Origin of the sequence: Leucobacter viscericola (assembly GCF_011299575.1) — a bacterium.
GTDB classification, from domain to species: domain Bacteria; phylum Actinomycetota; class Actinomycetes; order Actinomycetales; family Microbacteriaceae; genus Leucobacter; species Leucobacter viscericola.
In genome coordinates this window covers 873236-887780 of record NZ_CP049863.1, presented here as the reverse complement: position 1 = coordinate 887780, position 14545 = coordinate 873236, and the positions used below count along the sequence as shown (strand labels likewise).

Below are 14545 nucleotides of genomic sequence, written 5' to 3'. Positions count from 1 at the left end.
CCGCGGTTCGCGAGATAGGTCTATTTCGAGATCTTGAATAATCCATTTGCGCCGCGCTCAGCGTCGACCATGGCGTGGTTTACGAAGGAGTAGTTGCCCGCCTCTGGGAAGGCGAGCTCGACGAAGCCACCCTGGGCAGCCTGCAGCCCAAGGGCCTGCGATCCACCCACGCCCGTGCTGCCGCCTTGTTTCAGCTGGTAATCGCCCTCAAAGAAAACAGTGTCGAACTGCCCGCCCACGATGTGAAATGAAGTTGGACGCGAGGGGCCAACATCGAGAACCCAGACCCGTACACGCTCGCCAACCTTCGCCGTTAGCGGGGCGAAGCGGTACTGGTTAGCGTAGCCGTTGAACACCACCAGGTCCGGTGCTTCAGCCGCGATCTTGGCCGCGTTCGCAACCCCGCCCTGTTCCCCGAGATAGAGCTCGCTCTGCACCACCAGGTATTCGTGGTCGACGGGACTGAGGTCCGGGGGATCAATGACGACCGCTCCAAACATGCCGTTCGCGATGTGCAGCGACATGGGCATGGTTGAGCAGTGATACATCCAGATGCCAGCGCGTGTCGCCGTGAAAGTGTACTCAAGGGATTCGCCGGGTTGGATCGTGCGCATTGGTTTGTCGGGGGCGAGCGCGCCAGCGTGGAAATCGATCGAGTGGCCAATCGAGCCGTCATTCTGAAGGGTGATGATGAAGGTGTCACCGATCTTGCCGCGCAAAGCGGGCCCGGGCGTTTGGCCACCGAACGACCACAGCGTTTGTGTCACGCCCGGTGCGACCTCTTGTACGTTCTCTGACACCTTGAGTGTGACGCGGTGAACCGTCTCGGCGCTGGCCGGGGGCAACGCCGCATCCCACGGTTTGAACTTTTTGCCTGGCGCATGCTCAAGATCAATGTCGGTGGCTGCACCTGCTGCCGGGACTGCTGAGGCAGAGTCACCTTCGTGGTGCGCTGTGCTTGATTCCGATCCTGAACCGGATTCCGAGCCGGCTTCGGCGCCCGCGCCCAGCCCGGTCGCCACGATATCGAGCACCATGCCCATCTGGCGGTGTCCGGCGATTGAGCACCAGCCCTCGACGTTGCCGCCGATCACTCCGGCTTCGATCGTGGCACTCTGACCAGGAGCGAGTCGAGGTGTGCTGAGCCCGGTTGCGAGGGTGAGGTCGTGCGTGTCGGTGCCGGTGTTCGTGAGGTTGATGACAAGTTCATTGCCCGCTGGCACCTCAATCGTGGCCGGTACAAACCGCATGCCCTCGACGGACACCTCTGCCACAGTGGTCTGCCCTGTGGGTGTGACCCGAGTGTTCGCAGCAAAGGTGCCGATGCCGGCGGAGGCTGGATCGAGCGCAACGCCCCCGCAAACCACCAGTGCGAGCACGCCGATCGCCGCGGTGATCGCGCCGTAGAAGCGAGGCCGAGGCGCAGGAGCCTGCGTAAGGGTGAGGGGCACACCGCCGCCCGGCTGAACCGGCTCCGGCTGCTGCTTCTTGTGCGTGCGCGCGGCGACCACAGCTCGAACTGCCAACACGCCCCAGGTGATCAGCACACCGAACACAAATCCCGAGAGCAGCACTTTTACCAGGCTCGGCAGCGGCAGCAAATACAAGAGCAGCCCGCCGTTGAACGCGACCACACGGAACGCGGAGTGCCGATCCAACATCTCGGCGGCAACCTTGCCCGCCTGCGGGCTGCCACCAATAACGACCGATAACAGGTAGCTGAGCGCCCCAATCACGATCTGCACAGCCGCCCCCGCCACAAACGGGATCAGGAACCACATCAGCGCACCGACCATGCGCACCCAATCCGGGTTCAAGGCGACAACAACGAGGTACCCTGCCACTGAGAGAACCAGCCATGAAATTCCGGCGCCCACGCTCCAACCGGCGAATGTTCCGGGCGGCATTTCGCGCGCCTGCTGCGCACCGTAGTACAAGGGGAACGCAATGCCAACGAGCCAGACCGCAAGACCAACCGCGACCAGCAGAGGCGCATCGACGGCCGCCGCAAGGGCAACGATCAGGATGCCTGCTGAAAGTAGCGGGAGCGCGCGGCGGATCCCCGTGTCGGCATTGTCTTTCATTCGGGCGTGCAGGATCGTTGGCCACAGCAGAATCGCCGTTCCGGTGACAGTGAGGCCGATCCACCCCAAGAAATTGAAGGCGACATGGCCCACCAGCAGTCGCACGTGCTCGGACCCACCCTCCGCGCTCGCGAGCAGAATGCCGAGCGTCACGCCGCCGATCAGCATGAGCGACGCCACAATGTAGTAGCGAACGAGCGGCCTGAATCGTGAAGGGAGCGCACCGCGCAACTGTCGCCACAGCAAGAAGGCGTGTGTGAACGCAGCCAGCCCAACGAGCACTCCACCGGCCGCCACCAGCATCCACTGGCTGGCGAGCATGCCGATGACCACGAGCACGGCACCCACGGTGTGGGTGGCGAGCCGCAGCCCGAGTGATACCCGGCCGCCCAGCCCCGGGCGACGCAGCAGGGTGTCTGCGAAGTGCTGACTCCAAATGTAGATCGCGGTCGAGACTGTGCCGAGCAGCGCAAGGTGCACCATCAGCCAAACCTGGTGCGGCACGAAGCGATGCACGCCAACACCTACCGCGGCCGCCGCGAGCCACAGCCCGACCAGGCTGTTCATCAGGAGGTACCAGTTACGTCTCTGCATCGGGGACTTTCTGCGATTGCGGTTGGATTTGAGCGTGTGAGGCGCGAGCGCGTCGCATGCGGATCGCGGCAAAAATGACAGTTGCGGCGAACAGGATCACTGCCAACACGTTGAGGGTGCCGCCGATTTGCACCGCAAGCTCAATGTCGTAGAAATCACCAAGGCCCACACGAATCGCGAGCCCCAGCTGCAGCAGCGCCGCAGGGCCGTACATGAGCGGGGTATAGGGGAGCGAAACGCGCAGCACGGCGGGCAGAATCACGGGCGCGTGCGCCATGATCATCGACAGCACAAAACCGATAAAAGCGGTGTGGATCGCGGCGTCGTAGAAGCGACCGGAGAGTGCCGAAGCGGGGCCGACCCAGATGGGCCCCGACACCGCGAGCCAGATGTAACCGCTGAGTAGGCAGAATGCCATGTAGCGAGTGATACCGGTGCCTCGAATGGTGTTGCGGGCGATGTCGTAGCGCCACAGCCAGGCCACCTGAGCGATCAGCGCAGCTCCAAACACAGGCTGGCCAGCTAGCGGCGCGAGGACCGGCACGATGGCGGCGGCCAGCATTACGCCAGCGATCCAGATCGCGAGAGTCTCAGCCAGGCCAGTCTTGATCGCGGCCCGTGCAAGTTCGAGTCGCTCACCGGCGATGGTCAAGACTAGAAACGTCACCATGAGCGGGAGTTGTTGAGGGACACCAGATCCACCCAGCCACAGCAGCACCGCACACAGCGCGGCCACGGCCCCGAGAGCTTGGATCGCGGTTGCTGCGGTGTGCTGTCGCTGCCAGATGACTCGGTACACCGCAAGAAACACAACGAGTCCAAGAGTGAGCAAGAGCTGCCCGGCGCGGTGATTGAGCCCGATGGCGAGCACGATTCCGCCAGATCCAAGAAACGCAGGCGAAGCGTAACCCCACCAGCGGCGGATCGCAACGGCGCGCTCGAGCGCGATAAGTGTGCCGATAAACCCGAATACCATCAGGGGGCCGTGAACCCCGGTATAGACGTCGGGCTGATCCTCGGGGAACAGCTTGAGAAGTCTGAGCCCGGCAACGAGACCGAGGATCAGCGCGATTGCTGCGGGGGCGAAAAAGAGAATTCGCCAGAACGGGTTCCGAGTGGTGGTGGCACCCTGGTTCACGATCCGCTCAACCGCCAATGTACGACATTTCGATGCGTTGGCGAGCGGGAGAGCCCGGGATAGACAGCCGCGCGCGCAGCTCGGAGTAGCGATCATCGCGGGCATTCCAGATGCCAGTGAGCGCTGCGGCGAGCGCCTCGTCGTCTGCGCCACCCCTGAGCAGTGCTCGCAGGTCGGTGCCCTCGGTCGCGAACAGGCAGGTGAAGAGTTTGCCCTCGACCGAGATACGGGCGCGGGTGCAGGTGCCGCAGAATGCCCCCGTTACGCTCGAGATCACACCGATCTCACCGCCACCGTCGACGTAGCGCCACCGCTTTGCGGTCTCGCCCGGGTGGCTGGGGGTGAGCGGTTCGAGGGGGTGTGCCGCGTTGATGGTGCTCAGAATTTCGGCAGACGGCACCACGTCGGCCATCTCCCAACCGTTTGAAGTGCCAACGTCCATGTACTCGATGAAGCGCAGTGTGTGACCGGTGCCGCGGAAGTGTTCGGCGAGGGCTAGGACCTCGTCGTCATTGACGCCGCGCTTGATCACCGCGTTGATCTTGATCGGGCCGAGCCCCGCGGCTTCCGCGGCGGCGATGCCGTCGAATACCCGGGCAAGCGGGAAGCGCACGTCGTTGATCGCCTGAAAACGGTCCTCTTTGAGCGAGTCGACCGAAATGGTCACCCGTTGCAGACCGGCCTCGCGCAGAGCCTGAGCCTTGACCGGCAACGCCGAGCCGTTTGTGGTGAGGGCCAGGTCGACGCGCTCGCCGTCGGGAGTGCGCAGCGCCGCAAGCTTGGAGACGAGGTCTTCGATGCCGCGCCGCAGCAGCGGTTCACCACCGGTCAATCGGAGCTTGCGCACGCCCAAGCCCACCGAGACTCGGGCGATGCGCTCAATCTCCTCGAAGGTGAGCAGCTCACTGCGCTCGAGAAACTGGTAGTCACGCCCGAACAATTCCTTTGGCATGCAGTAGACGCAGCGGAAGTTGCAGCGGTCGGTCACGGAGATGCGCAGGTCTTGTAGCTGTCGCTGCCTGGCGTCCAAGAGACCCGTCGAAGGGAGTTGCCGTGACCGGGGGGTGGGAACGGAATTCTTCGACACTCACGCACCTCCCGAGGGTTTCGCCGCGCATTTGCGCCTGCCCCACGACCATAACACTGCGAACCGACGCTGTCGTTGGCTCCTGCCCGTTTTTAATCAGTGCGGTGTGCCAAAACGTACTGCCTCCGTGGGCAACTCCCAGCGTGCGCTCGCACCCACTGTTATCCACGGTTCGAAGGCGCGGGAAAGCGGTAGCTCCGCATAGATTCCTGGCCACTCGGCGCACTCGAGTCGTACCCCGGCAGGCCCCGCCGAAATGGCGCTGATCGTGCCGCTCCATGAATTCTCTGTCGCTGATGAGGGCGCGGGATCCGGAACCACCCGCACCGCCGCAGCCTCAAAACTCGCGCTGGCCGCTGTGCCGGGACTGGGTAGCTTCCCGACCCCGTGGAGTTCCCGCAGCGGGGCGTCAGGTGTCAGCACTCCGCTATCTGAGGCAGTGCCCCTCAGTAGCACGCGCCCGGTGAATGCCGCTGCGAACGGCGTCTCGGGTGACCCGAGTACCTCCGCCACTGTTCCCGACTGAGTGACCGCGCCAGCCTCAAGTACCACAACACGAGAGGCAAGCGAGATCAGGTCGATTGGATCGTGGCTGACGAGCACCACGGGAATCTGCATGCGGCGCGCTTCCGTCGCGATCAGTTCTCGCAACTCGCCGCTGCTCGTTACGTCGAGCGCCGCAAAGGGCTCGTCGATCAGCAGCAGTGCGGGATCGGCCGCGAGCGTGCGGGCAATAGCCACTCGTTGCTGTTGGCCGCCGGAGAGTTGGCTCGACCTGGCATCACCACGACCGGACAGTCCGACTCGCACCAGCCACTCCTCGGCTGTCGCCTCGGCGGTGCGTCGGCTTTCGCCCTGCGCCCGAGGTCCGAAGGCAATGTTGGCGCGGGCGCTGAGATGAGGAAACAGCCGGGCCCGCTGATCGAGGAAGCCCACGCGACGAGCCGAGCGGCGCAGCGAAACCGTGGGGGCCTGGCCTCCCCGGGAACACAAAACACGCGAACCAAGGCGCACCGAGCCGTTAGCAATCGGGTGAGTGCCGGCGATGGCCCCGAGCAGCGTCGACTTGCCCGAGCCGTTCGCTCCGATCACGGCGAGCACCTCGCCGGGTGCGGCCCGCACAGCAGCGTTGAGCTCAAAGTCTCCGCGCTGCACCTGAACTGCGCAGTCGAGCCCGCTCATGCTGCGATTCCGCTCGGTCGTATTCGCATGAGAATGAGCGCGACAATCGCCACGAGAACCAGCAGTAGCGAGAGCGTGAGGGCTGTGTCTTGGGTCACACCGGCCCCATTGAACGCTGTGTAGATGGCGAGGGGCATGGTGCGAGTGGTGCCGGGGGAGTTCCCCGCAAAAAGGGCGGTGGCCCCAAACTCGCCGAGCGCTCGGGTGAAGCACAGGATCGCCCCTGCCGTCAGACTGGGCGCGAGCAGCGGAAGGGTGACCCGGCGCAGCACTGTCCAGGGCCGTGCCCCCAGGCTCTCGGCCGCGTGCTCGTATCCGCTGTCGAGGCTGCGCAGTGCGCCCTCGACAGCGATCACCAAAAACGGCAGTGCCACGAAGGTCTGCGCGATCACTACGGCTGCGGTGGTGAAGGGGATCCTGATCCCGAACTCTGCAAGCCAATCGCCGAGCACACCGCCCCGCCCGAGTAGTGACAGCAGCGCGAGCCCCCAACGAGCGGTGGGAGCACGAGCGGAAGTGTCGTGAGCGCGCGCAGAGCGGTTGCAATTGGGCCCGGCGCACGCGCGATGACGAAGGCGAGTGGGAGCCCGAGCAGCACGCAGAGCACCGTCGCAATACTGGCTGTGAAGAGTGAGAGCCCGAGCGCCCCAAGCGCCTCGGGAGAGGCGAGCGTTGCGGGCACCCGGGCCCAATCGACCCGAATACAGAGTGCGGCCAGCGGCAGCAGCAGAACGGCAACGGCCAACCCTGCCGGCGCCCAGAGCGTGGCCGGCAGGGTGGTCTGCGTGGTGGTGCGGATCACGGCGCTCGGAACCCGAGCTTCAGGAGTAGCGAGCGAGCTTCCTCGGACTTCAAGAAGTCGACGAAGGCCGCGGCCTCTTCTGACAGCTTTGAGCCCTGCAGCGGCACTGCAAGGTAGCTGCCGGCTGCGTCTTCAGAACCCTTGATCGGAATGCCCTCAACCTCGCCGTTCGAGCGTTGCACGTCGGAGGCGTAGACGAGACCCGCATCGGCTTCTCCCTCCCGCACCCGGGTCAACACCGCGGTCACGTTTTGCTCTTCGCTGGCGGGCGAGAGCGCGACCTTGTCTCGGTCGAGAAGTGTGTGCGAAGCTGCGCCACACGGAACCTCGGCCGCGCAGATCACCACGGTAGGATCGGCGCCGTCTTTGGTGGGCTTCGCGAGATCCGCGAGCGAGGTGATCCCGAGTGGATTTCCGGGGGCTACCGCAATCACAAGCTCGCTGGTGGCAAAGAGTGTGGGAACGCCGGTGTTCAAACCGCCTTCCTCGACCTTCTTCATATTTGCCTCGTCGGCGGAAGCAAACACGTCGGCTGGCGCTCCGCTCAAGATCTGCGTGGCGAGTGCCGAGGAACCGTCAAAGCTGAAGGAGAAGGTCACTCCGGGGTGCTTCTTCGTGAACTCCTTACTGAGTGGCTCAAACGCCGGCTGCAGCGAAGCGGCAGCGAAGACGGAAAGTTCGCCGCTGAGCTCGCTGCTTGCGGAAGGCTCCGGATGTTTCGCATCTGGGGTGGCCGCTGATGAGCACCCCGAAAGCATGAGCGCAGCGGCTCCTGCAAGCGCGACTGTTTTCAGGATCGTGCGAACCGGGTGTCGGGGGAAGTCCGTTTGATTCACTGTGTTCCTATCTCTGCTCAGTTTCGATAATGACCATGGTGGCCTTGACGACCGCGGTGGCTCGGGATCCCACCTCAAGATTGAGGTCAACCGCGGCTTCTGAGGTCATGAGTGACACAACACGATTCGGCCCGCACTGCAGCTCGACCTGAGCGATGAGCCCAGAAATCTCGATGGCCGTGACGATACCGGTGAAGCGGTTGCGGGCACTACGGCGCACCACGGCATCGTCGTCTACCGACGGCGCGAGTGCGATGGCCCGGGCTGCCAACGAGCGGCCCGAAACCACTTGGCGACCCGAGGCGTCGGTGGACGACTCGAGGTGCCCGTCCGTGACCCAACGGCGAACGGTGTCATTACTCACGCCAACCAGGGCTGCGGCCTCACGGATCCTGAAATGCGTCATAAATATCAGCATAGAGCCGCATCTGCGGAGTTGCCGACCTGAGGGCCGTGAAAAATCGTTGACTTCTCTTTTGAAGCTCGATAGCGTCCCAGGTAGTGCTCGATCAGCTCAACGGCGAGATGGTCAAGTACTGCACGCGACGGAGCGAGGACGGAGCACAAATGCCCAGTTACACATTCCGGTGCTCCGAGGGCTGTCACTTTGACGCCCTATTTTCAATGGCGGATGTGCCGACAACGACCGAGTGCCGAGCCTGTGGTGGCCTGGCGAAGCGAGTGATTACCGCACCGCATCTGTCTGCCGCGGGGAACGCGGCTTTTCAGCTGCTCGACCACTCGGCGCGGAGCGCCCACGAGCCCGCCGTGGTCGACCGCTTGCCATCGCGTGGATCGGCGCGACCCCAGCGAGTCACCCAGAACCCCCTTCACGCGAAGCTGCCACGGGCATAGGCGCCCACCCCTCACGATCAAAGGAGTACCCGCGATGCCAAAGAACCTCTTTCCGCTCGATTCCGCGAAGAAGTTTACGGAACAGGAGAAACTCGGGCACAACCGCTGGCACCCCGAGATTCCGCCCGTGGCCACGGTCAAACCGGGGGAAAGTTTTCGCGTTGACTGCCGCGAGTGGTTCGATGGTGCGATCCACAACGATGACTCAGCGCTAGACATCCTTGAGGCACCCCTGCTCACGGTGCACACCCTGAGCGGCCCCTTTCGAGTGGAGGGTGCAAAACCTGGTGACCTGCTCATCGTCGACATCCTCGATGTTGGACCCATTCCGCAGGAGGACTCTGGACCGCTTGCCGGGCAGGGCTGGGGCTACACCGGCATCTTCTCCCGCAACAACGGTGGCGGCTTTCTCACCGAGCAGTTTCCCGACGCCTATAAGGCGGTCTGGGATTTTGCGGGTCAAACCGCAACGTCGCGGCACGTGCCGGGGGTCTCGTTCACCGGCATCATCCACCCTGGACTCATGGGTACCGCACCCTCGGAGGGCCTGCTCGCCACCTGGAACAACCGCGAGGGTGCTCTGATCGCTACGGATCCGGATCGTGTGCCCCCGCTCGCGCTGCCACCCGAGGCAGAGCACGCGATCCTGGGCGGAGTGCCGCGTGACCAGTGGGCGCGCGTTGGCGCCGAGGCGGCTCGTACGGCACCACCACGCGAGAACGGCGGCAACCAAGACATCAAAAACTTCACGAAGGGATCCCGCGTTTTCTACCCGGTGTTTGTCGACGGCGCCAACCTGTCGATGGGTGATCTGCACTTCTCGCAGGGCGACGGCGAGATCACCTTCTGCGGTGCTATCGAAATGGGCGGGTTCATTGACCTGCGCGTCGACATCATCAAGGGCGGCATGGAGACCTACGGCGTGAGCGAAAACGCCATCTTCATGCCCGGCAATGTCGAGCCAAACTACAGTCACTGGTTGGCGTTCTCGGGTACCTCGGTCACGCTCGACGGTGAGCAGAAATACCTGGACTCGCACCTGTCATACCAGCGCGCCTGCCTGCACGCGATCGACTACCTCACCAAGTTTGGCTACAGTCCAGAGCAGGCGTACCTGCTGCTGGGCGCTGCCCCGATCGAGGGGCGGCTCTCGGGCGTCGTGGACATTCCGAACTCGTGTTCGACGGTGTACCTGCCCACGGAGATCTTCGACTTCGACGTGCGGCCCTCGGCCGCGGGCCCCACGCAAATTGATCCTGGGATTGGGGCACCGGTGGCTGCCAATCGCTAGGGCTTCAGCCGGTGCACACAACTCAGCCGGTTGGAAATCCAGGTTTCCAACCGGCTGAGTTGTGTGCACCGGCTGACGGGTCGGCGCTGAGGTGTGCAGACCGGATCTATACCGGGTTTTGCGCCCAGAGGTCGGGCCCGAACACCTCGTAGTGAATGTTCTCGCTCGGAATGCCCTTTGCGATCAGCTCGTGGCGTGCGATCTGCATGAACGGCAGCGGGCCGCACATGAAGGCGTGGGCCTCGGCGGGCACCTCGACATCGGAGAGATCCATGAAGCCGCTGCGCGCCGGGTGCAGGGTCGGGGCAGAGTCTGCACCGTCTTCGTACCAGTTCTGCGCCTTCGCGTCCTTCATTGCGAGCACCTGACGGCGGAGGCCGTCATAGAGCGCGTGCTGCTTGTGCGACTTGTCGGCGTGGAACATACGAACCTTGCGGTCGGGCTGCCGACGCGACAGATCCTCCATGATTGCGGCCACCGGGGTGATCCCGATGCCGGCGGACACAAACACGAGGGGAGTGTCTGACTCGTCGAGCACGACGTCACCGGCTGGCTGCGACACGTCGAGGATCGTGCCGGGCTTCGCGTTTTCGTACAGCCAGCCCGAAACCTGGCCGTCGGGGTTGCCGTCGACGCCCCGCACACGCTTGATGGTCACGCGCAGCGAATCACCGCGCGGGCCCGACGAGATCGTGTACTGACGCGGCTGGCGTGCGCCACCCGGCAGGTCAACCGCGATCGCCACGTACTGACCGGTGCGGTGCGCTGGCACCTCGCCCGACACTGGAGCGAGCAGCAGTGAAAAGACCTCGTCGGCCTCTTCGAAGCGCTCGACAACGCGGTACTGCCGCCACGGGTGCTCGGGATCGGTGCCGCCGAGTGCGTACAGCTTCGCTTCTTCAGCGATGAGCGCGGTGCCGAAGAGCCAGTACACCTCGTCCCACGCATTGTGCACCTCGGGGGTGATGGCGTCGCCGAGCACGGTCTTCACTGCTTTCAACAGGTGGTGGCCGACGATCGTGTACTCGGGTGCCTTGATACCGAGCGACACGTGCTTGTGCGCGATGCGCTGCATCACGGGTGTGAAGTCAGGTGCGTTCGGATCGATCAGCTGCACGGCAAAGGCCACGACCGAGGCCGCGAGCGCCTGCGGTTGCTCACCGATCGCCTGATTGGCGACGTTGAAGATGCGAAGCAGCTCGGGGTGCGCCGCAAACATATCGGGGTAGAACACCTTGGTGATCGCGTTTGCGTGCTCTGCGACGACCCCCGCTGTCGCAGCAACAATTTCTCTTGATTGTGGTGTTAGTTCCATGTGTAGATGCCTCCTGATGGCGAGTTGAACATAACCTTCGCCATCGTCTCGCAGACCACACAACTGCGCTCGCGGATCCGCCGGAAATAATCACCGGCGAAAGATTTTTGAGTACCTACACCGCCACATACCTACACCGTGACCGGGCGCCCCACACCCGCGGGGGTCGCTGAGGGCTCAAGCCGAACAACAACGGCCTTGGATACGGGGGTATTACTCTCAAGCGCCGTGTTATCGAGCGGGATCAGCACGTTCGCCTCGGGAAAGTACGCCGCAGCACAGCCGCGGGCCGTCGGAAACGCGACCACCCGGAATCCACGCAGCACCCGGTCCGGCTGGTCTTTCCACTCACTGAAGATATCGACCGTCTGGCCGTCGGTGAGCCCGAGGTCCGTGATGTCGTCGGGGTGCACAAACACGACGTAGCGGCCCTTTTTGATGCCGCGGTAACGGTCGTTCAGACTGTAGATGGTCGTGTTGAACTGGTCGTGTGAGCGCACGGTCTGCAGAATGAGGCGCCCCGGTGGGCACTCGACGTGCTCGAGCTCGTTCACGGTGATGCGCGCCTTGCCTGTTTCCGTTGGGAAGGTGCGCGAGTCGCGCGGGCCGTTTGGCAGCACAAAACCATCGCGGGTGCGGGTCTTTTCGTTGTAGCTCTCGCAGCCGGGCACAACACGCGAGATGTGATCCCGAATCACGTCGTAGTTGCGAATCATGGCGGGCCAGTCGATACCGTGGCGATCCCCAAACGTGGCGTGCGCGATGCCGGCCACAATCGCGGTCTCTGAGCGCATCTGGTCTGAGATGGGCGCGACCTGACCGTGCGACGCGTGCACCGCGCACACCGAGTCCTCGACCGTGATGTATTGCGGCCCTGAGGCCTGCTCGTCGACCTCGGTGCGGCCGAGCACGGGCAAAATGAGTGCTTCCTCGCCGGTCACAACGTGCGAGCGATTGAGCTTGGTCGACAGCTGCACACTCAGCGCGGTCTTGCGCATAGCCGATTCGGCGAGGTGGGTGTCAGAGATCGCGCCGAGCAGGTTGCCACCAAGGCTCATCCACACTTTGATCTTGCCCTCGTCGAGGGCGCGAATGCCGTGCACGGCGTCAACACCGTGATCGCGCGGGGGCTCAAAGTTGAACTCCTTGCCGAGGGCGTCGAGAAACGAGTCGGGCATCTGCTCCCACACGCCCATCGTGCGGTCACCCTGCACGTTGCTGTGGCCGCGAATGGGGGAGGCTCCGGCACCCGGCTTGCCGATGTTTCCGCGCAGCAGCAACAGATTGATAATCTCGCGGATCGTATCGACGCCCTTGCGGTGTTGCGTGATCCCCATCGCCCAGCAAATAATGACGCGCTCGGAACTCAGGTAGTGATCGGCTAGCTCGTCGATCTCGGTCGTCGACAGGCCCGTAGCCCGCTCAACCTCGCGCTCGTCAACCTTCGCCATGTGCTCGGCGAACGCGTCAAAGCCATCGCAGTGCCGCTCGATGAAGTCGTGATCCAGCACCTCACCGGGGTACTCAGCCTCGGCCTCAAGCACCCGCTTCGAGATCGCCTGCAGCAGTGCCATGTCTCCGCCCGAGCGGATCTTCAAGAACTGATCCGCGATCTGCGTCGCCTTGCCGAGATACCCCTTGACACTCTGCGGATCCTTGTAGCCAATCAGCCCGGCCTCTGGCAGCGGATTCACCGCGACGATTCGTGCACCGTGCTGCTTCGCCTCGTGCAGTGCCGTGAGCATACGCGGGTGATTGGTGCCGGGGTTCTGGCCCATCACAATAATCAGGTCGGCCTCGCCGAAATCCTTGTACGAGACGGTTGACTTGCCGATGCCGACCGTGTGCAGCATCGCGGTGCCGGTCGACTCGTGACACATGTTGGAGCAGTCCGGCAGGTTGTTCGTGCCGAGCACCCGCGCGAGGAGCTGGTAAACAAACGCGGCCTCGTTCGAGGCGCGGCCGCTTGTGTAAAACGCGGCCTCGTTGGGATCGGCGAGTTCATTGAGATGCTTTGCGACCACAGCGTAGGCGTCGTCCCAGCTGATGGGCTCGTAGTGGTCTGATCCCTTGGCCTTGTAGACGGGCTCGATCAGCCGCCCCTGCATGCCGAGCCAGTACTCGGTTTTGTCTTCCAGCGACGAGATCGAGTGCTCTTGCCAGAAGGATCGCTCAACCTTGAGCGGGGTTGCCTCCCACGTCACGGCCTTCGCGCCGTTCTCGCAGAACTCGGCTGTCTTGCGGTGATCAGGATCGGGCCACGCACAGCTCATGCAGTCGAAGCCGTCTTTGTGGTTGATCTTTGTCATGAGCTTCGCGGTGCGCGCGAGACCCATCTGCTTGATCGCTGGTTCCATCGAGTGATAAACCCCCTCGATGCCCACGGCGTGGGTTTTGGGCGCAGACACCTCGATGTCGGCGTCAGAAAAGTCGTTCTCGAGGGGTTTGGGGGTCATGAGAGAGCTGCCTTCTGAGGGGAGGGGGTTGGGTCAGGATCGGCGAAGCCGGTCTCGTTGGTGATGCGGTCTGCGCGGCTGTAGACGACCATTGACGGGCCTCGCAAGAACCCAACGAGCGTCATGCCGACATCGTTCGCGAGGTCAGCGGCAAGCGAGGAAGGTGCCGAGACCGCGGCGAGCATCGGAATCCCCGCCATGAGGGCCTTCTGCGTGAGTTCGAAGCTCGCGCGACCTGACACCATGAGCACGCAGTTGCGGGCGGGAAGCCGATCGTGCATCAGCGCCCAACCCACAACCTTGTCGACGGCATTGTGGCGGCCCACATCTTCGCGCAGCACCAGCATCTCGCCCGTGGTGCCGTCGAAGAGGGCGGCCGCGTGGAGGCCACCGGTGCGATCGAACACCGCCTGTTCTGCTCGAAGTAGGTCAGGAAACGTCTCGAGCTTCGCGGCATCAATCGAGAGCGGATCCTTATCAACCGTGTAGTGCGAGGCCGTGTGGACCGCGTCGATGCTGGCCTTGCCGCAGAGCCCACACGAGCTGGTGGTGTAGAAATTGCGTTCCAAGCTCGGATCCGGGGGTGCAACCCCCGGTGCCAGCGTCACGTCGAGCACGTTGTAGGTGTTGCCATCGTCGACAGTGGCTCCCGCGCAATACCGAGCGGTCGAGTAGTGCTCAGCGTGATGAATCACACCCTCTGACACGAGAAAACCGGCTGCGAGCTCCACGTCGTGCCCCGGGGTACGCATGGTCACCGCCAACGACTTACCGAACACACGAATCTCCAACGGCTCTTCAACCGTGAGAAAATCGGCGCGCTGAGAAACTGGTCCACCCACGGTCATACGGGTGACTCTGCGACGTGCGGCTATGCGAGACACACTCCTTGGATAGCATTGATA

The 14545-nt window shown here is 63.5% G+C and carries 11 protein-coding genes and 1 pseudogene; 2 read left to right on the top strand and 10 right to left on the bottom strand.

Annotated elements, in window-relative coordinates; all coding sequences use genetic code 11:
• Positions 1-20 precede the first annotated feature (20 nt).
• From G7068_RS04225 to G7068_RS04195, 7 genes and pseudogenes are all read right to left on the bottom strand, one after another.
• Positions 21-2678, bottom strand: coding sequence for a multicopper oxidase domain-containing protein (locus G7068_RS04225; RefSeq protein WP_166289362.1), 2658 nt, complete (start codon positions 2676-2678; stop codon positions 21-23).
• The gene (locus tag G7068_RS04220; RefSeq protein WP_205881342.1) at positions 2665-3834 is read right to left on the bottom strand and encodes a hypothetical protein; all 1170 of its coding nucleotides are present in this window, start codon (positions 3832-3834) and stop codon (positions 2665-2667) included. The genes G7068_RS04225 and G7068_RS04220 overlap by 14 nt, the downstream gene beginning before the upstream one ends.
• Positions 3824-4903 (bottom strand): GTP 3',8-cyclase MoaA, encoded by a 1080-nt coding sequence (gene moaA / locus G7068_RS04215; protein ID WP_166289359.1) that lies wholly within the window; start codon positions 4901-4903, stop codon positions 3824-3826. Before moaA ends, G7068_RS04220 begins: the two co-directional genes overlap by 11 nt.
• A gap of 96 nt (positions 4904-4999) precedes the next feature.
• Entirely contained in the window at positions 5000-6085 is a 1086-nt protein-coding gene (locus tag G7068_RS04210) for a sulfate/molybdate ABC transporter ATP-binding protein (protein ID WP_166289356.1), read from the bottom strand.
• A pseudogene (locus G7068_RS04205) lies at positions 6082-6884 on the bottom strand (ABC transporter permease). Before G7068_RS04205 ends, G7068_RS04210 begins: the two are co-directional and overlap by 4 nt.
• A complete protein-coding gene (modA, locus tag G7068_RS04200) occupies positions 6884-7723 on the bottom strand; it encodes a molybdate ABC transporter substrate-binding protein (RefSeq protein ID WP_244304669.1) in 840 nt (279 codons plus the stop codon). The pseudogene G7068_RS04205 and the gene modA overlap by 1 nt, the downstream one beginning before the upstream one ends.
• Positions 7724-7730: 7 nt before the next feature.
• Complete coding sequence (locus G7068_RS04195) at positions 7731-8129, bottom strand: TOBE domain-containing protein (protein ID WP_166289353.1); 399 nt, start codon at positions 8127-8129, stop codon at positions 7731-7733.
• A 119-nt stretch (positions 8130-8248) separates the two neighbouring features.
• On the opposite strand from G7068_RS04195, the gene G7068_RS04190 reads away from it, so the two are divergent.
• Together G7068_RS04190 and fmdA are read left to right on the top strand one after the other, a co-directional pair.
• On the top strand, positions 8249-8578 hold the full coding sequence (locus G7068_RS04190; RefSeq protein ID WP_341873769.1) for an FmdB family zinc ribbon protein: 330 nt from the start codon (positions 8249-8251) through the stop codon (positions 8576-8578).
• A gap of 34 nt (positions 8579-8612) precedes the next feature.
• Positions 8613-9869 carry a formamidase gene (fmdA, locus tag G7068_RS04185; RefSeq protein ID WP_166289350.1) on the top strand — a complete coding sequence of 419 codons (1257 nt, stop codon included), beginning with the start codon at positions 8613-8615 and terminating at the stop codon, positions 9867-9869.
• Between the two features lie 106 nt (positions 9870-9975).
• Here fmdA and G7068_RS04180 read toward each other — a convergent pair whose 3' ends face one another.
• The 3 genes from G7068_RS04180 to fdhD form a co-directional block, all read right to left on the bottom strand.
• Positions 9976-11184: a globin domain-containing protein gene (locus G7068_RS04180; protein ID WP_166289347.1), complete on the bottom strand. Its 1209-nt coding sequence runs from the start codon at positions 11182-11184 to the stop codon at positions 9976-9978.
• Positions 11185-11315: 131 nt separating this feature from the next.
• Positions 11316-13640 carry an FdhF/YdeP family oxidoreductase gene (locus G7068_RS04175; RefSeq protein WP_166289344.1) on the bottom strand — a complete coding sequence of 775 codons (2325 nt, stop codon included), beginning with the start codon at positions 13638-13640 and terminating at the stop codon, positions 11316-11318.
• Complete coding sequence (gene fdhD, locus G7068_RS04170; RefSeq protein WP_166289341.1) at positions 13637-14524, bottom strand: formate dehydrogenase accessory sulfurtransferase FdhD; 888 nt, start codon at positions 14522-14524, stop codon at positions 13637-13639. The genes G7068_RS04175 and fdhD overlap by 4 nt, the downstream gene beginning before the upstream one ends.
• Positions 14525-14545: the final 21 nt, after the last annotated feature.